This window comes from Pseudoalteromonas sp. ECSMB14103 (genome assembly GCF_000813065.1).
Classification (GTDB): domain Bacteria; phylum Pseudomonadota; class Gammaproteobacteria; order Enterobacterales; family Alteromonadaceae; genus Pseudoalteromonas; species Pseudoalteromonas marina.
The window spans coordinates 66,470-88,803 of sequence record NZ_JWGY01000011.1; the positions used below are offsets into that span (position 1 = coordinate 66,470).

The window sequence follows — 22,334 nt, forward strand, 5'->3', positions numbered from 1 at the left end:
GTTAAAACTTATATTCCATACCTAAACCTAAGTAATCTTGGTCTACGTTGTTGTCCATATCAAAGCTTGAGTAAAAGCCAAATACTTTAATGTTTTTGTTAAGCTTGTGATCAACACCCACTGAAATAGCTGTTTTATCATCACTATCGTCAAAGTCCATTGCTTGGTACTGAACTTTAAACGTATTTTTACCCATGCTGTATGCTGCATTTAATAAGTAACCGTCACCTTCAGCTGAACCGTCTACTTTTTCTTGAGTTTGGTACATAGCACCGAGTTTAAAGTCTTCAACTTTACCTTGGATTGACGCACGTACAACATCGTAACCATTTACTTCGCTGTCAGCTGCAATTGAGGCATATACCGCACTCTTTTTAAGTGCTGAATCACCGTAAGTTACTGCCATTGAGTAACCGTTATCAGCATCTACATCATCCTCAGCAATAAAAGTAGCAAGTACTTTAAAACCTTCGTATGAGTTAGAAGTATATGTAATTGAATCACCTAAACGGTTTTCACCCTTGAATACGTTTTTAATATCGCCTTCAAGGTCATTAAATAAATCGAGTTTACCTTGCGCTTGTTTAAACGCCGTGTCGTTACGACCCACTACTACCTGACCAAACGAGCCTTTAACACCAACATATTGGTTACGCGCAGAAATATTATCGTCGTCGCCTTTTGAGTCTGCATCAGTTACATCAACTTGAAACTCAAACTTATAAACTGCTTCTAAGCCATCGGTAATTTTTTCAGAACCTTTAAGGCCAAAACGAGATGCATTACTTTTAATTTCAGTGAACGACCCTTCGCCGTCATCTGTAGACTGAACAGTCACATTTGCTTTACCGTAAACATCAACGTCAGCAAGTACATTAAAAGATAAACCACTTAGCAAAGCGACACATAAGCTCGATTTTACAAATTTCATGTTATTTCCTCGATAATCACAAAAGACTAATTTTTAAAACGACTGCAGTTTGTCACCACTAAATGACAGAAATATTACAAATGAAATATTTTTGACTTTTAAAGTTAATAAAACTGCATTATTTATGAAATCAAAAGGACATGAACATCAATCATACAAATATGTACCCACTTAAAACCCAATTACTAAGCATGTGCCTTAATGGTAGGTAGTAAATTTATGAGTGTTTCTATCAGTTCCTTTTGTTCGTTATCTCTATGGTAGGCTACAAATATATCTCTTGACGTATTTTCTACATTTTTTACATGAAATAATTCACCATTTTCTAAATGTTGCTCAACCAAAACATGTGGAATAAATGCGCTACCACCACATTGTAGTATTAAATCGAGTGCAATTCGTCCGGTACTTGTTCTAAAGTAAGGAGGCGTTTTACCGGTAAACTGGCGTGCATGCCAAAGTGAAAATGTCGTTCCCCAGTCAACATACACGTACTGATTATCAAAAAAGTTTTCGTTTGTTGCAGTGTCATACCCACTTACAGGAATAATAGGCAGTTCACAAATACGCTCAACAACTAACTCATCTACTTTTGGTGGATCAAATAAAATGGCTAAATCAAGCGTGCGCTCAAGCAATAATCGCGTGCTTTCTTGCTGGGCTTTAACTTCAGCAACCAAAGAGACTCCCGGCATAGCCGACACAATATTAGTAATACCAAACTGCAAAAAGGCATCCCAAATATTAGGCGTCCCGGCCAAGCTAATTTGTTTATGCATATTATCAGCAAGGGCTACATCTACTTTGGCGCGCTGCATACCAGTTATGATCATTTGCGCATGAGGCAACAACCGCTCACCAGGCGCTGTTAATTGAATATTATTACGCTGGCGAATAAATAAATTAACACCAAGCCCTTGCTCTAATTGACGAATACGAAAACTGACCGCCGACTGCGTTATATAGAGGTTCTCTGCGGCTTTACCGAAATGACGCGTGCGCACTACTTCAACAAATGTTTTTAATAAATCGATATCCACTTTTTTATCCTCACGATAAAAATAACTTGTTTAAAAAAATGCCAAACTTGCATCATACTCCAACTAATTAATAGGGTATGAGGATATAGCTATGAGCATTAACATTTCACTACTACGCCAAGCATTTGTTAGCCAACGTCAATTTTATGATGATCAAAATTTTCCACGTGGTTTTAGCCGCAGCGGAAATTTCACCTTATTAGAAGCCAGTATACTAGAACAACATGGCATTGTTTTAAAAGGTTTATATAGTAAGACGATTGAACCACAAAATGGGCACCAAGAAAATTTTGTAGCCGTAGTAACTGGCTCACAAGAACCCACTAATCCGATTGAGCGAGCATGGCTAAAATACCTAAAGCTTACGACATGTAAAACGAAGTTTCATACCTTATTTGGCCGCTCAAAAATATCGAGCCCTGCGCCAATAAATCATGAACGTTTTTCAGAATCAGATAGCCTATAACACACTCAGCTATTTGCTTTTTGGCGCTTTTACGGTTACAAAGTGTATTAAGCAATTTTTTTGCATAATATAAACTGGGTGTTCCGTGAAGCGAAAAATATTAATAGTTGAAGATACACCTGCTATAGCGCTTGTGCAGAAACATATAGCGCTAAAAGTAGGCTACGAAGTAGATGTAGCAGAAACGTTAGCACAAACAAAAATACTAATTAGTCAAAATAATTACTTTTGCGCTGTTGTAGATTTTATTTTGCCTGATGCGCCAATGGGTGAAGCGATTCCCTGCACCGTTGACGCTGAAATTCCTACCATTGTTATGACGGGAAATATAGATAAAAAAACGCGTAACATGGTAGAAAAGTACCCTATTATTGACTATATAATAAAAGAAAATAAACAGGCCTATCAATATCTTGAAAAACAGTTAAAACGTTTACCTCGCAATGAAAATGTAAAAGTACTAGTTGTTGATGACTCTATATCTACCCGCCACTATGTTGTGAGCTTATTGTTACGTCACAAATACCAAGTATCCGAAGCTGAAGATGGAAAAAAAGCACTAGAAGTTCTTGCTAACTCACCCGATATCTCAGTGATCATTACCGACAACGAGATGCCCAACATGAACGGCGATGAGTTGTGTAGCGAAATTCGCAGAATTTACAGTAACGATGAAAAGGCAATTATTGGTATTTCTGGTGCTGATTCATCTGAGCTATCAAGCTTATTCCTAAAAAATGGTGCAAACGATTACCTGCATAAACCGTTTAATAACGAAGAGTTTTATTGCAGGCTAAGCCAAAACGTTGGCATGCTTGAACAAATAGCGACAATAAAACGCCAAGCCAACACAGATTACCTAACTGACCTCCCTAATCGTCGTTATTTCTTTGAGCAAGCAAATAACTCTCTTAAAGAGCTTAGTCTCAAAAAGGTAAACGGCGCACTGGCCATGATTGATATAGATCACTTTAAATCTATTAACGACACTTATGGCCATGATGCAGGCGACCAGGTTTTAAAAGGGCTGGCTATCTGCCTTAAAAAATACTTTAAAAAATATTTAGTTGCGCGTTTAGGTGGCGAAGAATTTGCTGTTTATTTTGCAGATGAAACCCCGCAAGAAGCGCTTAAACGACTCGAAGGGTTTAGGTATTTTGTAGAAAATAATAGCCAAGAATTTAGTAAAGAGAAGATAAAACTGACCATTTCAATAGGCTTTTCTACAGGACCTGTTTATCAAATGGATACGTTATTAAAACAGGCCGACCAAAAACTTTACGAGGCGAAAGAATCCGGCCGAAATAAGGTAGTCAGTTAAACTAAAATTTAAGCAATTTCGGCGGCTGTAATGGCCGCTTTTTTACGCTTACGTGATTGATGGTAAGAATCCCAACTAAAAATAGCCAGAGCACTCCAAATACATGCAAAGGTAATAAGCCTTTCTGTATCAAATACCTCATCGTAAAACACCACGGCAAGTATAAACATTAAACTAGGCCCTATATATTGGAAAAAGCCTAAGGTTGTATATTGCAAGCGCTTAGCGGCACCTGTAAAGCAAAGCAGCGGCAATGTGGTAACAATACCAGCACTAATAAGAAGTAAATTAGTAAGCCAATCGTTATTTGGCAGGCTTGAAGTAGCAGAAGGTGCCATCATCCACCAATAAACCAACGCCACTGGTAGTAATATTAACGCCTCGAGCAAAATGCCCGGCAACGCCTCAACAGGAAGCTTTTTTCGTAACAGGCCATAAAGTGCAAACGATATCGCGAGTGAAAAAGCAACAACAGGGAACGAGCCAAAACTCACCAACTGTAATATCACACCCGAGAACGCAAGCCCAACAGCCACACCTTGAAATTTTCGGAGGCGTTCACCTAAAAAAAGCATGCCTAATAAAACATTTAACAGCGGATTTATGTAATAGCCTAAACTTGCATCGAGCATATGGTTATTGTTAATCGCCCATATAAATAATCCCCAGTTAAAACCAAGTAGCCCCGAGGTGACAACCAGCATTAGCATCAGTTTGGGCTGTATTATAATGTGCTTAATTTTACGCCAGTACTTTAAAACACTTACCACTAAAATTAAAAATACGACTGACCACACAACACGATGCATTAATATTTCAAATGCAGTCACATGTTGTATTAACTTGAAGTAAATGGGAGCAAGACCCCACATAACAAAAGCAAGACAGGCAAATATTGCGCCTTTACGCTGCTCGGTAACAATTGGCATAGTAAACACTTAGTGATTTAAAAGGTCGCCAGTTTACTCGCCAAACAGGTTTTATCCAACTAAATACGTGCCCGTGCCAAAAGCGATTTGTACAGATTGCTCATTATGTAATTCCATTCGGCACACGCACACTTTATTACCTGAACGAATAAGCGTGGCACTGGCGGTAAACACATCCCCTTTTCCTGGGCGCAAATAATCGGTGCGTAAATCAATAGTGCCTAGTGTTGCTAATTTTTTTTGTACACTGTTCATATCTAAATCGGTCAGCTTATCTATCACACTCGCCGCTGCGAGCATACCACCGACGTTATCGAGCACCGCTGAAATAATCCCACCATGAAGAATTTTTTGGGCTGGGTTACCTATAAAAACATCCTGCCACGGGAATGTAATTTTAGCTTGTTCTGGGCTAAGCAATTCTACCGATATATTTAAAAATTGATTAAACGGCATACCATTTACGAATAGCGCCCCCACTTGTTCAATTAACATTTCTTTATTCATTATTATTCTCTGATATTAATAGGTACATCGAGTAAAACATACCTTGTTTAAAACTACGAGCGTAAAGCTAAAGACATCTTATAAAAAAAACACTAAAATACCCGCCAATGAATACATCTACACTACCTTCAAGCACCTTAGTGCGAAAACCCGAGACTGTCCTCAAACAAGTGTTTGGTTACAGCGAGTTTCGAGATGGCCAAAAAGCCGTTATTGATGCCACTTTAAATGCTCAGGACACACTTGTTTTGCTACCCACTGGTGGCGGAAAATCTGTGTGTTATCAAATTCCGGCGTTAGTTCTTGAAGGGGTGACCATTGTTATCTCGCCACTTATTTCGCTTATGCAAGATCAAGTCGCGCAGCTTCAAGCTTTGGGTGTAAAAGCGGCATATGTTAATAACAGCCTAGCTCGCGAAGAACAGCAACGTGTTTATCAGCAACTTCACCAAGGGCTTATTAAACTATTGTATGTAGCCCCCGAAAAAGTATTACAACGTGACTTTTTAGAGCGATTATCGCATTTAAAAATAAGCTTATTTGCGATCGATGAAGCGCATTGTGTGTCGCATTGGGGTCATGATTTTAGACCGCATTATTTTCGCTTAAACGAACTTAAGCAACGCTTTGCCCATGTGCCTATGATGGCCCTTACAGCGACGGCCGATAAAGCCACACGCTTTGATATTGTTGAACAGTTAAAACTTCAGCAGCCTTACATTCATACTGGCAGCTTTGATAGACCTAACATTCGTTACACCATAGAAGAGAAATTTAAACCTATGGTGCAACTATTACGCTACTTAAAAGAACAAAAAAACCAAAGTGGCATTATTTATTGTACTAGCCGAAAGCGTGTTGACGACATAGCAGAAAAACTTGCCGACGCAGGCCTTAATGCAGCCGCTTACCATGCAGGTATGAGCAACGAACAACGCCAGTTTGTGCAAACAGGGTTTGCCCGTGACGATATTCAAATAGTGGTGGCAACCGTGGCTTTTGGTATGGGGATTAATAAACCCAATGTACGTTTTGTTTTGCACTACGACATTCCCAAAAGTATAGAAGCATACTATCAAGAAACAGGAAGAGCAGGACGCGATGGCTTAGCCGCCGAAGCAATTATGTACTTTGATCCTGCCGATATAGGCCGTGTAAGGCGCTTTTTTGAAGATATTGACGACGAGCAACGTCGCCGTGTAGAAGAGCAGCGCTTTAATGCCATGGCAAGCTTTGCTGAGGCACAAACGTGCCGCCGTCAGATACTACTTAACTACTTTAGTGAATACCAACGCGAGCAATGTGGTAACTGTGATATTTGCTTAAACCCACCAAAAAGCTTTGACGGTACGCTTGTTGCCCAACAAGCGCTTTCGTGTGTATACAGAGCTGAACAGCGATTTGGTTTAGGATACATTGTAGAGCTATTACGTGGCGCCAACACGAGTCGTATTCGCGATAACAACCACCATCAGTTGAGCACTTACGGCATAGGTAAAGACAGAAGCAGTGAGTTTTGGCTGAGTATTTTACGCCAATTAATCCACCAAGGATTACTAAGCCAAGATATAACACAAGGCGCCTCTTTGCGCTTAACCGAAGCCGCCCGCGCTATATTAAAAAGCGAATACGCGCTGCAATTAGCTGAACCTCGCTTACAAGCAAAACACGTATATCAAGATAAGCTAGCGCAATTTAATTATGATAAAAAACTATTTGCTCGCTTGCGTTCATTACGTAAAGAACTTGCAGATGCCGACGATGTGCCACCGTATGTGGTATTTAATGATAAAACGTTAGCCGAAATGGCGCAGCTAATGCCCACGAACGACAGTGAGTTTTTAAAAGTGTCTGGCGTTGGTTTTACCAAGTTAAACAAATACGGCGGAGCTTTTTTAACAGCAATTCGCAACTACTTAGCCACACAATAAGCCAATTATGAGCAAAATAGATTACGACCACACGCACCAATGCATCATCATTACCCCAACAGAGCCGCCACACGATGAAGACTTTGAGCTATGGAGTACCTTATTTTTACACTCAGATGATATCGCTATTAGCGAGTATTCGGCGGGAGCGGATAGGCATCAGGTACGTTTTTCTTATAGCCAACAAGCGTTTAACCTAAATTACGAACACTACAGCCAAAGTATTTGGATTAACGGCGAAGGCCCAGAAGCTGAGCACTTATTAGCAGCGCTGGCCTATTACTTAAGCTAAATTAATTATTTTGTTAACACCCATGCTTTTTACTTACAATTAAATAACAATGATGTAAGCTGATATCACGGTAGTCGTTTGCTACGCAGTAGATAAGAGGCTTAATGGTTAGTAATACGTGGTTTTCGCCCTATTGTGGTGGGTTAATTTGTCTTTTTTTATTAATGCCTTGCGCCTTTGCTGAGCAATTTCCTTCAAACATTGGTAGCTGCCCTCTTGAGTCATCAATAAATTTGAGCGAAGAAAAACTACGTCGCCAAATTAACGATGAAACAGTGCTTGTTGCCGCAAAGCCTGATGCAAGAATTGCCACCATTACGCTTGAGCAACTCAACGTATTTAATACCCACCTTGAAGAAGAAAATAACGCATTGTTTAGGTTTGCTAACCGCGCACACATTCAAACTGAGCCTGAGGTAATTAAAAATTTACTGCTTTTTAGCTCTGGCGACCTTTACGATGCCAAAAAACTTTCTGAATCAGAGCGTCTGCTGCGAAAAGAAAACTACCTATACGACGCACAAATTAGCGCAACAGAAAACTGTGATGGCGATATAGATGTTAAAGTAATTACCCGTGATTTATGGACGCTCTTACCAGAAATAAACTTTAGCCGTAGCGGAGGCGAAAATAAATCGAGCATTGGTTTTAGAGAATCAAACTTGTTTGGCTGGGGTAAAAGGTTGTCTTTTTCTCGCACAACCGACAGCGACCGCAGCGGTTATTTATTTGTTTACGACGATCCTAATATTTTTTCTAGCCGCTACCGTGGTCGCGTAGAGTATGCCGATAACAGCGATGGAAAGCGTCATTTACTTGAGCTTACTTATCCATTTTATGCCATAGACACACCTTACAGCTACGGTATTTTAAGCTACTCAGAGCAGCGAGAAGAATCCTTATATCGGCGCGGTAAAGAAATTAGTGAATTTGATCAAACAACCGATCTCAATCGCATTTTTATTGGTCATTCTAAAGCATTAAGTAATAGCTGGACCCAGCGAATTAGCTTAGGTTATGTAGATGAGCAGCATACATTTACTGCTATTCAAACCACGCTTGAGCCTTTAGCTAAAGATAGAAGCTACAGTTATCCCTATATTAGCGGCCATTGGCTTGAAGATAATTTTATTAAAGTACGAAATTTTGACAGTATTTATCGCACTGAAGATTTAAACCTAGGCTGGAATGCACAAGCATTACTCGGTTACTCAGATGAGTCATTAAGTGATGACGATAGCCGTTTGGTGTATTCGCTTAATGTTAAAACAGCGCACTTTTCTGGCGATAATACGCTTTGGCGTTTTAGCACGAACCTAGAGGGATTTTGGAACAAAGAACAAAAACAACTCGAAAATTTTAAAGCAACTTCGCAAGTACAATATTATCTAAATACAAGTGTTGATCAGTCTTGGTATGTAAAAGGTCGCGTGCAATATGCAAAAAATCTAACTGCCGACCAACAGCTTACCTTAGGTGGCGAGACAGGCCTGCGTGGTTACCCTATGGATTACCAACATGGCAACCGTAGCTTTTTAGTGAGCCTAGAAAAACGCTACTACTGGGAGTACGATTTGCTACAACTATTTAAAGTAGGTGGCGCAGGCTTTATAGATATTGGTAGAGCATGGTTTAATGACCAAACAAATGGTGAAAATAATCATGTACTCAAAAATGTAGGCGTTGGTTTGCGCCTAGCACCAAGTAGAGCAAATGCAGGAACTATGATCCACCTTGATATAGCCGCCCCCATAGATAGCGCCGACGATGTCGACTCTGTACAGTGGCTTGTCAGTGTAAAAAAATCTTTTTAAATAGCTACTTAGCACCAAAATAACACGCTAAACTAAGGCCTTTAAGCTAGTTAAGACTCATCTAACACGTTGCTTTATTTACTACTTTTAATTGTCACATAACTGCAAAAGGCGCTATTTTGGAATTTTTAGATGTTTTAGAATTACTCACCAATCAATATAAACTCATAGTTACTATTATTGCCTTGTTACTGTTTCCAGTGCTTTTAAAGCTAACTAAAAAGCTACTTGAAAAAGCCATTAAAGGTAAAGTTGATTTGCACCGTAAATACCGCGCAGAGTTACTTCTTAAAATTATTCTTGCCTTTGTCATGTTATGTTTAGTGCTGGTATTTTGGGGTATTGAACTAAGAGGATTATTGGTTCTAGGCTCGTCACTATTTGCAATGTTAGGTGTAGCGCTATTTGCAGCATGGTCATTATTAAGTAACCTGACCGCGTTTTTATTAATGTTTATTCAAAACGACTGCCGTGTTGGCTTTTGGGTACGCATTATCGATGGCGCAAACCATATTGAAGGGCGAATTGTCGAAATGGGCTTAATGAATGTCGTCCTTGAACATATTGATGGGCACCGCGTCATTTACCCTAATAACTTATTTGTTACCCGCCCTGTTTTGGTTTTAAACGCAGAACCTAAACCATCAAAAGCACCTGCTGTTAAACGTATTATAGGCCCTAAAAAATCATAATTTTTATATAAAAAAAGCCGCTTTAATGATTAAAGCGGCTTTTTACTAATTGCTTAAGTATTAGTTATTTAGCTCTGCAGTTTTTAGCTCATCTTCTAAATCATTTATTCCATCAATAAATGTTTCTAGCTGCTGCTCAACCACGCTATTGTCGTTTGCAAAGTAAGCAATGTGGAATACAGCATCGCCTTCATTTACTAATGGCATAGTTTGCTGACCTATAATAATCCCACTTCGTGGCGCACGCAGTTCTAGCTCAGAATCACCAAGTGGACTACTTATAAACGCCAGTACTTGCCCTTTTGTAACACGCTCTCCTAACGAAACTTGAGCGCGCACAATACCATCTACTTCAGCACGCACCCAACTTGTTGAACGCGCAATGATAGGCTCAGGTATTTTTTTAGGGCGTTTACCACGCATCATTTTTAAATGACGCATTACATAATCAACACCTTGTACACCTGCGGCTATTGCAATCGGGTCAAAACGCAGTGCTTCACCCGCTTCGTAAGTAATAACCGGTATGCCTAAATTCGCCGCTTCACTTCTTAATGAACCATTACGCAATGACGCATCTATTACTGCTGGTGTGCCAAAGGCTTTGGCCATCTGCGCCGTAGCTTCATCCGCCAAATTTGCACGTATTTGTGGCAAGTTTGTTCGGTGTATAGCCCCAGTATGTAAGTCAATAATATGTGTGCAATGCACTGCAACTTGATTGAAAAACATATACGCCATACGACCCGCTAGCGACCCTCTTTCAGAACCTGGAAAACTGCGGTTCATGTCACGACGGTCGGGTAAATAGCGCGACTTATGAATAAAACCAAATACGTTAACAATGGGTACCGCGATAAGCGTGCCACGTAGCTGGCTTGGATCTATTTTAGCCAGTAATTGACGAACAACTTCTACCCCATTTAATTCATCACCATGAATAGCGGCACATACCATCAGTACAGGGCCTTCCATTACGCCATTAACAACCTCTATTGGTATATTAAGGGGTGAGTGGGTATAAAGCTTTGCAGCTTCTAAAGCTAACGTTTTGCGTTCACCAACACCAATGCTTTCACCTAATAAAGTGAAAGGACGGTTAATTTTAACCTTTGCCACGAGTTGCGGTTCCTTTGATTGAGGCATTTTTTTCGATGAAATCAATCACCATGCCAGCAATGTCTTTACCTGTTGCTATTTCTATACCTTCAAGACCTGGTGATGAGTTAACCTCCATCACTAAAGGCCCACGAGATGAGCGAAGTAAATCTACACCCGCTACATTTAAGCCCATTGCTTTTGCTGCAGCAACGGCGGTTTTACGCTCTTCAGGCGTAATGCGAACTAGTGTAGCGCTACCGCCACGGTGAAGGTTTGAACGGAACTCACCTTCTTGCGCTTGGCGCTTCATCGCTGCAATTACTTTATCGCCTAACACAAAACAGCGAATATCCGCACCACCCGCTTCTTTAATGTATTCCTGAACCATAATATTGGCTTTTAAGCCCATGAAAGCTTCGATTACACTTTCAGCAGCTTTGCGCGTTTCAGCAAGTACAACACCAATACCTTGTGTGCCCTCTAGTAATTTAATCACAACCGGTGCACCGCCAACCATTTCGAGTAAATCTTTCACGTCATCAGGTTTGCTCGCAAACCCCGTTACAGGCATGCCTACACCCTTGCGTGATAATAACTGTAACGAACGTAATTTATCGCGTGAACGAGAAATAGCCACAGATTCGTTTACTGGGTATACCCCCATCATTTCAAACTGGCGTAAAACGGCACAGCCATAAAATGTTACCGATGCGCCAATACGCGGCACAATGGCATCGAAATCTTTTAAGTTTTCACCGCGATAGTGAATTTCTGGCTGTTCAGAGTTTATATTCATGTACGAGCGAAGTGCGTCTATCACTTTCACTTCGTGCCCACGAGCCTCTGCAGCCTCGATTAAACGACGTGTTGAATATAGCTTTCTGTTACGAGATAAAATACCGATTTTCATAGTTAAAACCTTAACTAAATTTTATAGCATTAGTGCTTAATAGCTGCTTTTTATGCAACTTAAGCCCAATACTTTTTATAATAAATGAGATAATGCCGTGTCAACAATGACACGATTCTCCATGGCTGTTCGACCTAGCAACATTCTAAACTTCATGGTTGCACGGCTTGTGAGGGTGACTTCAATAGGCCAGCTATGTTCACCCGCATGTAATGTTGTTTCTATAAAATAACGCAGCTGTTTTTCACCACTGGAACTGGTTACGTATTTCATTTTTTTCACTTTAGCATTACAAGTAATTTGAGTTTCTTCGTCATCTTGTAACGGTTGAGCTGTAAATTTAACCCACTTTTCGCCATCAACTTCGTATTCTTCAATGTTAATTGCATGAATACATGAAGTGCGTGCACCAGTGTCAACTTTAGCCTTGATCCGCTCAATACCAAGCTCAGGTAAACTTAACCACTCACGCCAACCTATTGTTATTTTTGTCGTCATAAATGTGCCCTTAGTAAAAAAGAGGTTTATACGCTACGGGTGAAAAAACACCAACGAAATAAATTTATCTAGTCGATGAGTAAATTAAATTGATCTTTTAAGGTAACTCATCACACAATGCGCGCCTTGCTGAGCATAAAATTAAATCAGCACTATGACTATACTTAAATTGAATATGTTTTAACTTATTAAAAGTAAATATGTTTTGGGTATGTAGATACACTATAGTTTACAGTATTAAAAATACACTCTTTTGAGATCTTATTATGATTAATGGTTTGCTTCATGCCCTAGTGCTTGATGAAAAAGGCGGTACACGTGCTGTTAAAAGCAGCGAAGACCTTCACAACTGGAAACCTGAGCAAGGTAAATTATGGGTCCATATGGATTACAGCCAAACCGACGTAGTCAACTGGCTCAAACACTGTGAGCTTTTAACCGATTATGAGCTAGAGTCATTTACGGCGGATGAAACACGCCCACGTATCACGCAGTCTGCAAATGGACACATGCTGTTTTTGCGCGGTGTAAACTTAAACCCAGCGCAAAGCCCCGAGGACATGGTGTCGGTACGTTTATTTATTAACGAAAATATCGTCATCACTTCGCGTAAACGTCGCCTTTTATCTATTGACGATGTACTTAACTCGTTAAAAGACAATAAAGGCCCGTGTTCTATATCAGAGCTTGTGTGTGCTATTACACAAAAGCTGACTTCACGTATGCAAAGTGTTATTGACTCGTTAGATGAAACACTTGATGGCTTTGAAGAAGAAATAGACGAGCCAAGCAAGCGTTTTGATAACCAAGCGCTATCGCAGTTACGCCGCCAAACTATTGCGCTTAAACGTTATTTAAAGCCTCAAAAAGAGGCGCTCACTACAATGGTAAACGGTCATTATGAGTGGCTTTTAAATGACGATAAGGCAAAGCTAAACGAAACCACTAACTTACTTATTCGCTACCTTGAAGAATTAGACAGCTCAATAGAGCGTGCACAAATTATTCAACAAACAGTTACTAACCATGTTTCTGAGCAGCTAAACCAACGTATGTATGTGATGTCGGTAGTAGCTGCCTTGTTTTTACCGCTAGGCTTTTTAACAGGCTTGCTAGGGGTAAACGTTGGGGGAATTCCAGGCACAGACAACCCCTATGCATTTACGCTGTTTATTGTTTTTTTAGTGATACTTACTGGTGGTATTGGTGTGTATTTTAAAAATAAAAAGTGGCTCTAATAGTATTAAGTAATCTATCTGGAGGCTAAAAAATCATGTCGATGACAGGGCAAATATTTTGTTATTCTAAATACCTAAGTTTAAACCAGTGCCTCCCTGGTTTAGCCCTTCAAGTTTATTAAGTATTGATATAAACCTGATATAGCCATCAATTAAAAACTAAAAAGGCGCGCATTATTAAATGCTCGCCTTTTTTATTTTTCATACTTGAGTCGCTAATTACTCTTGAAAGTAAGTGCCCCAACCGTCGTACTCAACGTCGCACTCAACAGCAAGTGCTGCTAGTTTATCAACGTCTTCCATAATAACGTCTACGTCTAGCTCAGCTTCTACGACTATGTCGAAGCTCCAAATTTTGCTGCCGTCTTCAAGCTCAAGCTCTGCTGGCTCTTCAACATCGTAGCCTAATTTAAAAGCAGCCAATGCGGCTTGCTCTAGTTTAGGGAAGTCTTCACACACAAAGTGGTGTTCTACTTCATAAAGTATTTCAGGATCTGATCCATCTTCAAGTAATGAACTTACGATGTCTTCACTTATTTCGCGCCAGTTTTCCATTATTTCTCTCTCACTTGAGCATCTAATTCGTTTATTTTAGCAGCCATAACAGTATGTACGTTTTGAGCGTGCTCTCGCGCACTTATACTTTTATCAAGTGATATAGGCGCTAACATTTCGATGTAAATTGTACCATTATCCCAACGATTTAGCTTAATGGTTTTATGCGTTGTATTCATACACACGGGAACCACTGGCACGTCCGCACTCATCGCGGTATGAAAAGCACCTGTTTTAAAAGGTAATAAACCGCGCCCATAGCTTCGTGTACCTTCTGCAAATACCCATATAGATAACCCATTTTTCTTAATTTTTTCAGCTGCTTTTGAAATAGTACCAGCCGCTTTTGAACGATTTGCTCTATCTATTAAAATATTGCCCGACAGCCAATAAAGTTGACCAAAAAACGGGATCCACTTTAGGCTCTTTTTACCAAGACTTACACAGTTTTTTGGTACCATTGCTGGTACTGTAAATAAATCATAACTATTTTGATGATTTGCAACGTACACTGCAGGGCCAATATTTTCAGCATCTTGATGGCGTGTCAGCACTAATTTAACACCGATCATTTTGGCCATAGAACCAAACCAACCTGCAATTATGTGAACATTATTTGGGTGAAAAGGCCTGACTAATGAAAGTAATAAACCAAAAATACAACTCAATAATATAAACATAAACATAATAAAAACACGTATTACAGCTAACAAACTCGTTCTCCAAATCAATTGTGTGCGGTGCGCATGTCATTACGCACTATGACACTATTATAGCGTTTTTTTGTAACACAGACGAGACAATAGCGAACAACTGTACGCTCAAATAGAGTCAATGCTAAAATTAATTGCTTAACACGTAACAATAAAATGGTAAAAATTGGGCTCTAAAAACAAAAACGGCCTGCAATTGCAGGCCGTAATACGTGAGCTCAACGCTTATGATTCATCTACTGTACTTTCAACAGGCCCTTCATCTTGAGGCGTTAGCTCAACAACAGCTTCATCAACACGCTGCAAGCCTCGCGGTAACTTATTCCCACGACGACCTCGTTCACCATGATAATGCTCTAAATCTGTTGGTTTAAGGGTTAGCTTGCGTTTACCGGCATGCAATGTAACGCTACTCCCTAGAGGGACAACAGCCAGTACTTTCACAAACTCTTCACGAGCCTGTACCTTGGCACCAGGGATAGAAATAATTTTATTACCCTTACCTTTACCTAGTTTAGGTAAATCGCGTAATGGGAATAAAAGCATGCGTCCTTCGTTAGAAATAGCCATACAGTAATCGCTAGCTACATCGCTCACTCTAATTGGCTTGAGTAAAATACCGCCTTTAGGCACGCTCACTAAGGCTTTACCGTTTTTGTTTTTACTCACAAGATCTTTAAAATCAGTGATAAAACCGTAACCCGCGTCCGATGCCATAAGTAATACTTGGCTATCTTCAGCCATAACAACGTGCTCAAAATTTGCACCTGTTGTTAAGTTAAAACGCCCAGTCATTGGCTCGCCTTGGCTACGTGCCGACGGTAAACTATGTGCATCAGTTGCAAATGCACGCCCTGCTGAATCTAAAAATACGGCGGGCTGATTACTCTTACCGCGAGCTGAGGCTCTGTAGGCATCGCCTGAGCGGTAACTTAACCCTTGCGCATCCAAGTCATGGCCTTTACCAACGCGTGCCCACCCTTTGTCAGAAAGAACAACAGTCACTGATTCCGATGGAATTAAATCTTTTTCATTAAGGGCTTTAGCTTCGCTACGTTCAATAACTGGTGAACGACGATCGTCGCCATACATTTCTGCCGCTTCTTGAATTTCTTTTTTAAGCAACGTTGACATACGGCGGTCAGAACCAAGCGTGAGTTCTAATTTATCACGTTCTTTAGCAAGCTCGTCTTGCTCACCACGAATTTTAAACTCTTCAAGTTTAGCTAAATGGCGGAGTTTTAACTCTAAAATAGCTTCTGCTTGTATATCGGTTAAATCAAAGCGCTGCATTAAAATAGGCTTTGGCTTATCTTCACTGCGAATAATTTCAATCACTTCATCAATATTTAAGAATGCTGCTAATAAGCCTTCTAAAATATGTAAGCGCGCCAGTACTTTATCTAAACGATACTGCAAACGACGACGAACAGTCTCGCGCCTAAATATGAGCCACTCACTTAAAATACTACGCAAATCTTTAACCTGCGGACGACCATCTAGCCCCAGCATATTTAAGTTTACGCGGTAGTTTTTTTCTAAATCGGTGGTCGCGAACAAGTGAGCCATTAATGGCTCAGCTTTAATACGATTAGAGCGCGGTATAATCACTATACGTGTTGGGTTTTCGTGATCTGACTCGTCACGTAAATCAGCAATCATAGGCAGTTTTTTTGCGTTCATTTGCGCTGCAATTTGCTCAAGTACCTTACCGCCTGAACATTGATGCGGAAGCGCGGTGATCACAATATCGCCTTGCTCTTCACTATACACCGCACGCATTTTAATTGAGCCTCGGCCGGTTTTGTATATTTTATGAATATCGGCTTTTGGGGTAATTATTTCGGCATCGGTTGGGTAGTCAGGTGCGTGTACTAGCTCTAATAATTCATCAAGCTCTGTCTTTGGTTTGTCGAGTAATAAACAACATGCACTGGCTACTTCTCTAACGTTATGAGGCGGAATATCAGTTGCCATACCAACAGCAATACCGGTAATGCCATTAAGTAAAATATGCGGTAAGCGTGAGGGCAATACAACTGGTTCGTCTAGTGTACCATCAAAGTTTGGTGTCCAATCTACCGTGCCTTGGCCAAGCTCTTTAAGCAGTACTTCAGAAAACTTAGATAAACGCGCTTCAGTATAACGCATTGCAGCAAATGATTTAGGATCATCAGCAGCACCCCAGTTTCCTTGACCATCGACAAGTGGATAGCGATACGAAAACGGTTGCGCCATAAGTACCATGGCTTCGTAACAAGCACTATCGCCATGAGGGTGATATTTACCGAGTACGTCACCCACGGTACGAGCTGACTTTTTGTATTTAGCTGCGGCCGATAAACCTAATTCGCTCATCGCGTAAATAATACGACGCTGCACTGGTTTTAAGCCATCACCAACATGTGGCAAAGCACGATCCATGATCACGTACATGGAATAGTTTAAATAGGCGTCTTCAGTAAAGCGCCCCATTGTTTGTTGCTCTATTCCTTGCATTAGCAAGGTATCTGTATCACTCATTAAAGCTTACCTAGTTTTTCTTATAGCTTACGCGGTAGATTACATTGGCGTAATCGTCACTTACTAACAGACTGCCGTCACCTAACTCTGCAAATGCAACTGGGCGTCCAAATGTTGTTTCGTCTTTCATAAAGCCGGTAATAAACGGCGTGTATTTAGTCACACGGCCTTGCTCTATTGTAGCTATAGCTACTTTGTAGCCTGCTTTTTTACTACGATTCCATGAGCCATGTTCAGCAACAAATAACTGCTCTTTGTAGCTTGCTGGGAATTGTTTTGCGTTGTAAAAATGAATACCTAATGGTGCCACATGGGCAGGCAATGCGAGCGCAGGAGACGTGTAATCAGCAATATTTTTTCCTTCACCAAATTCAGGATCACTAATCGCACCGGCGTGAATATAAGGGAACCCAAAGTGCTCCCCTTCTTTACTTACGCGGTTTATTTCATCTGGTGGAATATCATCGCCCATCATGTCGCGGCCATTATCACTAAACCACAAAGCCTGAGTGCTTGGGTGAAAATCAAAACCAACGGTATTTCGAACGCCCTGCGCTATTGTTTTAATTTGCTTGGTTTCTACGTTTAGTGAAAAAATACGACCAAAGCGCTCGTCTTCGGCGCAAATATTACACGGTACACCTACAGGAATAAGCAATTCGCCTGTGGGTGTGAAACGTAAAAACTTCCAGCCATGGTGGCGCTCTGAAGGCAATGCGTTGTAGATCACATCAAACTTTGGGTCTTTTAATTGGGTGTCTATATTTTTAAAGCGAATAATACGATGCACTTCACCTACGTATAAATCACCCTCTTTAATAGCCAGCCCTGAGGGCATATTTAAACCCTCTGCAATCACAATTTTTTTATCGGCTACGCCATCGCTATTATGATCGATAAGCGCATACACATTACCTGCTTTGCGCGAGCCTGCGTAAACAATGCCTTTTTTTGATACTGCAATTTGGCGCGCATTTTCAACGTCGTCTGCAAATAAACTAAGTTCAAAACCAGGCGCAACACTAAGCTTGTCTAGTATGTTTTTAGCCATTGCAGGCGCACTTATTAAACTTAGTAACAATACACTTGCTAGTAGTTTATTCATTTCTATCTCCTAGTGGCCAACACGCATCATTATACTTGTGCCTTGTTACCATGATCTTCTAACCATTGGCGCCTGTCTGGCGAACGCTTTTTAGCAAGTAACATATCCATCATTTCCATGGTTTGAACTTCTTCATCAAGTGTTAGCTGAACTAAACGTCTTGTATTTGGATCCATGGTGGTTTCGCGAAGTTGCAGTGGGTTCATTTCACCCAATCCTTTAAATCGCTGTACGTTTACTTTACCGCGTTTTTTTTCTGCTTCAATACGGGCCAAAATACTGGTTTTTTCATCTTCATCTAGAGCGTAATATACCTCTTTACCAATATCTATTCTGAATAGTGGTGGCATTGCTACGTATACATGACCTGTTTTTACTAACTGCGGAAAGTGTCGAACAAACAAAGCACATAACAGTGTGGCAATGTGAAGACCATCAGAGTCAGCATCGGCCAATATACAAATTTTATTGTAGCGTAGCCCGCTCATGTCGGCTGAATCAGGATCGATCCCTAAAGCCACCGAAATATCATGCACCTCTTGCGATGCTAATATTTGCCCTGACTCAACTTCCCACGTATTTAAAATTTTACCACGCAGCGGCATTATTGCTTGAAACTCACGATCTCGCGCTTGCTTAGCCGAGCCACCAGCAGAGTCACCCTCTACTAAAAATAGTTCAGTACGGTCGTTATCTGCAGCACTACAGTCGGTAAGTTTACCCGGTAATGCAGGTCCCGCTGTAACGCGTTTGCGCACTACTTTTTTAGCGGCTTTTAAACGACTTTGTGCGTTTGATATACACAGCTCAGCTAACAATTCTGCTGTATCTGTATGTTCATTTAACCAAAGGCTAAATGCATCTTTTACAACACCCGAAACAAGTGCCGCACACGTGCGTGAAGACAGTTTTTCTTTTGTTTGGCCGGCAAACTGAGGGTCTTGCATTTTAACCGAAAGCACATAACTACAGCGCTCCCATATATCGTCTGGGGTAAGTTTTACGCCACGAGGTAATAGGTTTCTAAATTCACAAAACTCGCGCATGGCTTCAAGTAAGCCTTGGCGTAAACCATTAACATGTGTACCGCCTTGCGCAGTGGGGATTAGGTTTACATAACTTTCAGCTATCGACTCACCGCCCTCTGGCAGCCATACAACAGCCCAATCAACACCTTCTATAGCGCTTTTAAACTCACCTACAAATGGGTCTTGTGGCAGCGTTTCGAAACCTTTAACCGCTTCAATTAAATAATCTTTTAAACCGGTTTCGTAAAACCATTCTTGCGTTTCTTTTGTTTGTTTATTAACAAATTTAATACGCAAACCTGGGCAAAGTACCGCTTTGGCTTTTAATAAATGATTAAGCTTGGTAATAGAGTAATTAGCAGAGTCAAAATAGCTGGCATCAGCCCAAAAGCGCACGGTAGTCCCGGTGTTACGTTTACCAACAGTGCCTATAACGTTTAAATCTTCAACTTTATCGCCGTTTTCAAAGGCCATTCTGTATTGCTGTGCATCACGGCGAACCGTTACTTCTACACGTGTAGATAATGCATTTACAACTGAAATACCTACCCCGTGTAAACCACCTGAAAACTGATAGTTTTTGTTTGAGAATTTACCACCTGCATGCAGCTTAGTAAAAATAAGCTCTATACCTGGAATACCTTCCTCTGGGTGAATATCTATGGGCATACCACGACCGTCATCACTGACTTCAAGCGAGTTATCTTCGTGTAGAATTACATCAATCTTAGTTGCATGGCCCGCCATAGCTTCATCGACACTGTTATCGATTACTTCTTGGCCTAAATGATTTGGGCGCACAGTATCGGTGTACATCCCGGGGCGTCTTTTTACCGGATCTAATCCATTAAGTACTTCAATGGCTTCGGCGTTATAATTTTGATCACTCATAGTTTTTATCTTTATATGCGCTAAGGCTATGCTTAACTAGTTTTACGTGATTTTAAGAAAATCTACAATACTTGCAAAGGTTTGTTCAAAGCCAAGATAGCTATGATCGCCACCAAACTCGACCCTTTGCTTACATTGCGAATAATAGTTTACTGCGTGTTGAAAATTTAACACTTCATCGCCTGTTTGCTGTAATAAATACAGTAATTCAGGGTGCTTTAGGTCATCAACAGCCAACGCTTTTAAAGCCGCTATGTGGCTGCTATTCAATTCATAATGATAATCTTGATACGGATTATAATTTAAACCAAGCAACGGCTTTAATAAAGTGTATGGCGCAACCGCGGGATTTATAACCACAGCAGGAATTTGATAACGCTGCGATAAATACGTGGCAAAAAATCCACCTAATGAGCTACCTAATAAAACAGTATTAGGTGTAAGTAATTGCTCAAGCGCTATGATGGCTTGTATGGGCTCATGGTTTAGGCACGGTACACAATAGTCAACGTCATAGTGTGCCATAAGCTCGCCAAAGCGCACAGCTTTATATGATTTATCTGAGCTATTAAAACCATGAATATAGATTACCCGTTTAGCCATACTACTTCCATATCTGTGCTTATATTCTCTTTTTTCGTGCTAATACATATCAACCTGTATGCTGGCCCATAGTCTTGCTGTATCCATTCGGGGCTGTGTTTTTTAAACTGCACTGAACTGGCTGGGGTCGCGTAAATGGGAAGCGCTCTAAACGTTTGAATGTATTCGTTATGAACATGACCATGAAACAAGCCTAAAACGTTTTCGCTATTAACTAAAATATTAAGTAATTGCGGCCCGTTTTCGAGCATGTGTTTGTCTAGGTAGCCATCAATGGGGAGTGGGTTATGGTGACAAAACATAATTTTGGAACTCGCCGAAGCAAACAGCCGTTCGGTAATTTCATTCAAATGCGTGCCTGTTACCCACCCTGCAGGCGTTGGCCCTTTAGAATTAATAAGAAGTAACTCAACGCCATTTGCCACTATATGTTTAGCGCGATTTATTTGCCCACCACTCATTCGGTTAAGCTGAGCGATGTCATCATGGTTACCTGGAACCCAAAAAACAGGGCATGTTAAATCACTTTGGTTAATCAGCTCACTAAATAAAAAATAGGACTCTGGGCTATGATCTTGCGTAAGGTCGCCGCCAAATATTACAAAATCAAGGGATTGCTTAGCCATATGAGCCAGCGCCTGTTCAAAGTAATTCGCCGTATTTACGCCAAAGTACTCACCTGCTTTATTTGAGAATAAATGACAATCGGTAACATGTGCTATGCGTAGCGACGACTTATCAATGAGGTAAGGTTCATCAAACCAAGCCATTATTTACATCCCAATTCAGCGTTGCTTGTCCGTGTTCTACACAGGCTACAAGCCAGTCGTATAAAAATGCATTGAGTTGATATTTTTCATCTTTTTGGTGCATTTTTGGATTAGGGTAACCATAAGAAGGCTTAATACGCTGATGATAATCGTGATGGATAATTTCAGCCACTTTAGCATCGTGATACAACCTCACAGTTAAATAAAGCGGTGCAATCCCCTTTACCATGCCGCTTAGCTGCTTAATAGAAATATCCATAGTGTATTTTGCACTGCCATCAACCTTAGTCGCAAACTCACTGTTCCCCAACTTCACTTCTCGGCTGCAGCCAATCGCTCGTTCAGCCGGTAACAATTTTAAAAGTCGTAAGTAATTGTGCTCACAAAGCGTTAAATACTTTGGGAGGCTTTGGATATATCTATTTGTTGCTAATTGTACTGTCAAAATACCACCATTATACTGTGAGCCAATTTGT

22 protein-coding genes are annotated in these 22,334 nt (G+C 40.6%); 7 read left to right on the forward strand and 15 right to left on the reverse strand.

Translation table 11 applies throughout. The features are described from left to right. Window position 1 precedes the first annotated feature (1 nt). Window positions 2-931 (reverse strand): porin, encoded by a 930-nt coding sequence (locus RF53_RS15895; protein ID WP_039038258.1) that lies wholly within the window; start codon window positions 929-931, stop codon window positions 2-4. A 185-nt stretch (window positions 932-1,116) separates the two neighbouring features. Beyond that, entirely contained in the window at window positions 1,117-1,971 is an 855-nt protein-coding gene (locus RF53_RS15900) for a LysR family transcriptional regulator (RefSeq protein WP_008128976.1), read from the reverse strand. Between the two features lie 91 nt (window positions 1,972-2,062). Between RF53_RS15900 and RF53_RS15905 the strand changes: the two genes are divergently transcribed. Continuing rightward, window positions 2,063-2,437 (forward strand): DUF413 domain-containing protein, encoded by a 375-nt coding sequence (locus RF53_RS15905; protein ID WP_039038259.1) that lies wholly within the window; start codon window positions 2,063-2,065, stop codon window positions 2,435-2,437. 85 nt (window positions 2,438-2,522) lie between these two features. Continuing rightward, window positions 2,523-3,758, forward strand: a complete 1,236-nt coding sequence (locus RF53_RS15910) for a GGDEF domain-containing response regulator (protein ID WP_039038260.1) — start codon at window positions 2,523-2,525, stop codon at window positions 3,756-3,758. Window positions 3,759-3,766: 8 nt separating this feature from the next. Here the strand turns inward: RF53_RS15910 and rarD are convergent, their stop codons facing one another. Both rarD and RF53_RS15920 read right to left on the reverse strand, forming a co-directional pair. Continuing rightward, window positions 3,767-4,687 carry an EamA family transporter RarD gene (gene rarD / locus RF53_RS15915; protein ID WP_039038261.1) on the reverse strand — a complete coding sequence of 307 codons (921 nt, stop codon included), beginning with the start codon at window positions 4,685-4,687 and terminating at the stop codon, window positions 3,767-3,769. Window positions 4,688-4,738: 51 nt separating this feature from the next. Beyond that, window positions 4,739-5,194 (reverse strand): thioesterase family protein, encoded by a 456-nt coding sequence (locus RF53_RS15920; protein WP_200888056.1) that lies wholly within the window; start codon window positions 5,192-5,194, stop codon window positions 4,739-4,741. Between the two features lie 107 nt (window positions 5,195-5,301). On the opposite strand from RF53_RS15920, the gene recQ reads away from it, so the two are divergent. The 4 genes from recQ to RF53_RS15940 all read left to right on the forward strand — a co-directional run bounded on the left by recQ (window position 5,302) and on the right by RF53_RS15940 (window position 9,923). Continuing rightward, entirely contained in the window at window positions 5,302-7,125 is a 1,824-nt protein-coding gene (gene recQ, locus RF53_RS15925; RefSeq protein WP_039038262.1) for a DNA helicase RecQ, read from the forward strand. Between the two features lie 7 nt (window positions 7,126-7,132). After that, entirely contained in the window at window positions 7,133-7,417 is a 285-nt protein-coding gene (locus tag RF53_RS15930) for a DUF3630 family protein (RefSeq protein WP_039038263.1), read from the forward strand. Between the two features lie 164 nt (window positions 7,418-7,581). Further along, on the forward strand, window positions 7,582-9,231 hold the full coding sequence (locus tag RF53_RS15935) for a BamA/TamA family outer membrane protein (protein WP_425273080.1): 1,650 nt from the start codon (window positions 7,582-7,584) through the stop codon (window positions 9,229-9,231). 119 nt (window positions 9,232-9,350) lie between these two features. After that, the gene (locus tag RF53_RS15940) at window positions 9,351-9,923 is read left to right on the forward strand and encodes a mechanosensitive ion channel domain-containing protein (protein WP_006793166.1); all 573 of its coding nucleotides are present in this window, start codon (window positions 9,351-9,353) and stop codon (window positions 9,921-9,923) included. Between the two features lie 60 nt (window positions 9,924-9,983). Here RF53_RS15940 and RF53_RS15945 read toward each other — a convergent pair whose 3' ends face one another. The 3 genes from RF53_RS15945 to RF53_RS15955 form a co-directional block, all read right to left on the reverse strand. Beyond that, window positions 9,984-11,042 (reverse strand): succinylglutamate desuccinylase/aspartoacylase family protein, encoded by a 1,059-nt coding sequence (locus RF53_RS15945; RefSeq protein WP_006793167.1) that lies wholly within the window; start codon window positions 11,040-11,042, stop codon window positions 9,984-9,986. Beyond that, window positions 11,029-11,934, reverse strand: coding sequence for a 30S ribosomal protein S6--L-glutamate ligase (rimK, locus tag RF53_RS15950; RefSeq protein WP_006793168.1), 906 nt, complete (start codon window positions 11,932-11,934; stop codon window positions 11,029-11,031). The genes RF53_RS15945 and rimK overlap by 14 nt, the downstream gene beginning before the upstream one ends. A 75-nt stretch (window positions 11,935-12,009) precedes the next feature. Next, the gene (locus RF53_RS15955; RefSeq protein ID WP_006793169.1) at window positions 12,010-12,432 is read right to left on the reverse strand and encodes an ATP-dependent zinc protease family protein; all 423 of its coding nucleotides are present in this window, start codon (window positions 12,430-12,432) and stop codon (window positions 12,010-12,012) included. Between the two features lie 266 nt (window positions 12,433-12,698). Between RF53_RS15955 and RF53_RS15960 the strand changes: the two genes are divergently transcribed. Then, window positions 12,699-13,670, forward strand: a complete 972-nt coding sequence (locus RF53_RS15960) for a zinc transporter ZntB (RefSeq protein ID WP_039038265.1) — start codon at window positions 12,699-12,701, stop codon at window positions 13,668-13,670. Window positions 13,671-13,889: 219 nt separating this feature from the next. On the opposite strand, the gene rraB is transcribed toward RF53_RS15960, so the two are convergent. The 8 genes from rraB to RF53_RS16000 all read right to left on the reverse strand — a co-directional run bounded on the left by rraB (window position 13,890) and on the right by RF53_RS16000 (window position 22,303). Further along, on the reverse strand, window positions 13,890-14,225 hold the full coding sequence (rraB, locus tag RF53_RS15965) for a ribonuclease E inhibitor RraB (RefSeq protein ID WP_006793171.1): 336 nt from the start codon (window positions 14,223-14,225) through the stop codon (window positions 13,890-13,892). Then, window positions 14,225-14,938 carry a 1-acylglycerol-3-phosphate O-acyltransferase gene (locus RF53_RS15970; protein WP_006793172.1) on the reverse strand — a complete coding sequence of 238 codons (714 nt, stop codon included), beginning with the start codon at window positions 14,936-14,938 and terminating at the stop codon, window positions 14,225-14,227. The genes rraB and RF53_RS15970 overlap by 1 nt, the downstream gene beginning before the upstream one ends. Before the next feature lie 225 nt (window positions 14,939-15,163). Beyond that, a complete protein-coding gene (parC, locus tag RF53_RS15975) occupies window positions 15,164-17,461 on the reverse strand; it encodes a DNA topoisomerase IV subunit A (protein WP_039038266.1) in 2,298 nt (765 codons plus the stop codon). A 10-nt stretch (window positions 17,462-17,471) separates the two neighbouring features. Next, window positions 17,472-18,566: a PQQ-dependent sugar dehydrogenase gene (locus RF53_RS15980; protein ID WP_039038267.1), complete on the reverse strand. Its 1,095-nt coding sequence runs from the start codon at window positions 18,564-18,566 to the stop codon at window positions 17,472-17,474. Between the two features lie 29 nt (window positions 18,567-18,595). Continuing rightward, on the reverse strand, window positions 18,596-20,485 hold the full coding sequence (gene parE, locus RF53_RS15985; RefSeq protein WP_006793175.1) for a DNA topoisomerase IV subunit B: 1,890 nt from the start codon (window positions 20,483-20,485) through the stop codon (window positions 18,596-18,598). Between the two features lie 42 nt (window positions 20,486-20,527). Further along, on the reverse strand, window positions 20,528-21,088 hold the full coding sequence (locus RF53_RS15990) for a YqiA/YcfP family alpha/beta fold hydrolase (protein ID WP_006793176.1): 561 nt from the start codon (window positions 21,086-21,088) through the stop codon (window positions 20,528-20,530). Beyond that, window positions 21,073-21,858 (reverse strand): metallophosphoesterase, encoded by a 786-nt coding sequence (locus RF53_RS15995; RefSeq protein WP_039038268.1) that lies wholly within the window; start codon window positions 21,856-21,858, stop codon window positions 21,073-21,075. The genes RF53_RS15990 and RF53_RS15995 overlap by 16 nt, the downstream gene beginning before the upstream one ends. Continuing rightward, window positions 21,845-22,303 (reverse strand): DUF1249 domain-containing protein, encoded by a 459-nt coding sequence (locus RF53_RS16000; protein WP_008128954.1) that lies wholly within the window; start codon window positions 22,301-22,303, stop codon window positions 21,845-21,847. Before RF53_RS16000 ends, RF53_RS15995 begins: the two co-directional genes overlap by 14 nt. Between the last annotated feature and the right edge of the window lie 31 nt (window positions 22,304-22,334).

Bases quoted from the DNA above. Each gene is read 5' to 3' on its own strand.
- RF53_RS15895 (WP_039038258.1), bottom strand. From the start codon at position 931: ATGAAATTTGTAAAATCGAGCTTATGTGTCGCTTTGCTAAGTGGTTTA.
- RF53_RS15905 (WP_039038259.1), top strand. From the start codon at position 2,063: ATGAGCATTAACATTTCACTACTACGCCAAGCATTTGTTAGCCAACGT.
- rarD (WP_039038261.1), bottom strand. From the start codon at position 4,687: ATGCCAATTGTTACCGAGCAGCGTAAAGGCGCAATATTTGCCTGTCTT.
- RF53_RS15920 (WP_200888056.1), bottom strand. From the start codon at position 5,194: ATGAATAAAGAAATGTTAATTGAACAAGTGGGGGCGCTATTCGTAAAT.
- recQ (WP_039038262.1), top strand. From the start codon at position 5,302: ATGAATACATCTACACTACCTTCAAGCACCTTAGTGCGAAAACCCGAG.
- RF53_RS15930 (WP_039038263.1), top strand. From the start codon at position 7,133: ATGAGCAAAATAGATTACGACCACACGCACCAATGCATCATCATTACC.
- RF53_RS15935 (WP_425273080.1), top strand. From the start codon at position 7,582: ATGCCTTGCGCCTTTGCTGAGCAATTTCCTTCAAACATTGGTAGCTGC.
- rimK (WP_006793168.1), bottom strand. From the start codon at position 11,934: ATGAAAATCGGTATTTTATCTCGTAACAGAAAGCTATATTCAACACGT.
- RF53_RS15955 (WP_006793169.1), bottom strand. From the start codon at position 12,432: ATGACGACAAAAATAACAATAGGTTGGCGTGAGTGGTTAAGTTTACCT.
- RF53_RS15960 (WP_039038265.1), top strand. From the start codon at position 12,699: ATGATTAATGGTTTGCTTCATGCCCTAGTGCTTGATGAAAAAGGCGGT.
- rraB (WP_006793171.1), bottom strand. From the start codon at position 14,225: ATGGAAAACTGGCGCGAAATAAGTGAAGACATCGTAAGTTCATTACTT.
- parC (WP_039038266.1), bottom strand. From the start codon at position 17,461: ATGAGTGATACAGATACCTTGCTAATGCAAGGAATAGAGCAACAAACA.
- RF53_RS15980 (WP_039038267.1), bottom strand. From the start codon at position 18,566: ATGAATAAACTACTAGCAAGTGTATTGTTACTAAGTTTAATAAGTGCG.
- parE (WP_006793175.1), bottom strand. From the start codon at position 20,485: ATGAGTGATCAAAATTATAACGCCGAAGCCATTGAAGTACTTAATGGA.
- RF53_RS15990 (WP_006793176.1), bottom strand. From the start codon at position 21,088: ATGGCTAAACGGGTAATCTATATTCATGGTTTTAATAGCTCAGATAAA.
- RF53_RS15995 (WP_039038268.1), bottom strand. From the start codon at position 21,858: ATGGCTTGGTTTGATGAACCTTACCTCATTGATAAGTCGTCGCTACGC.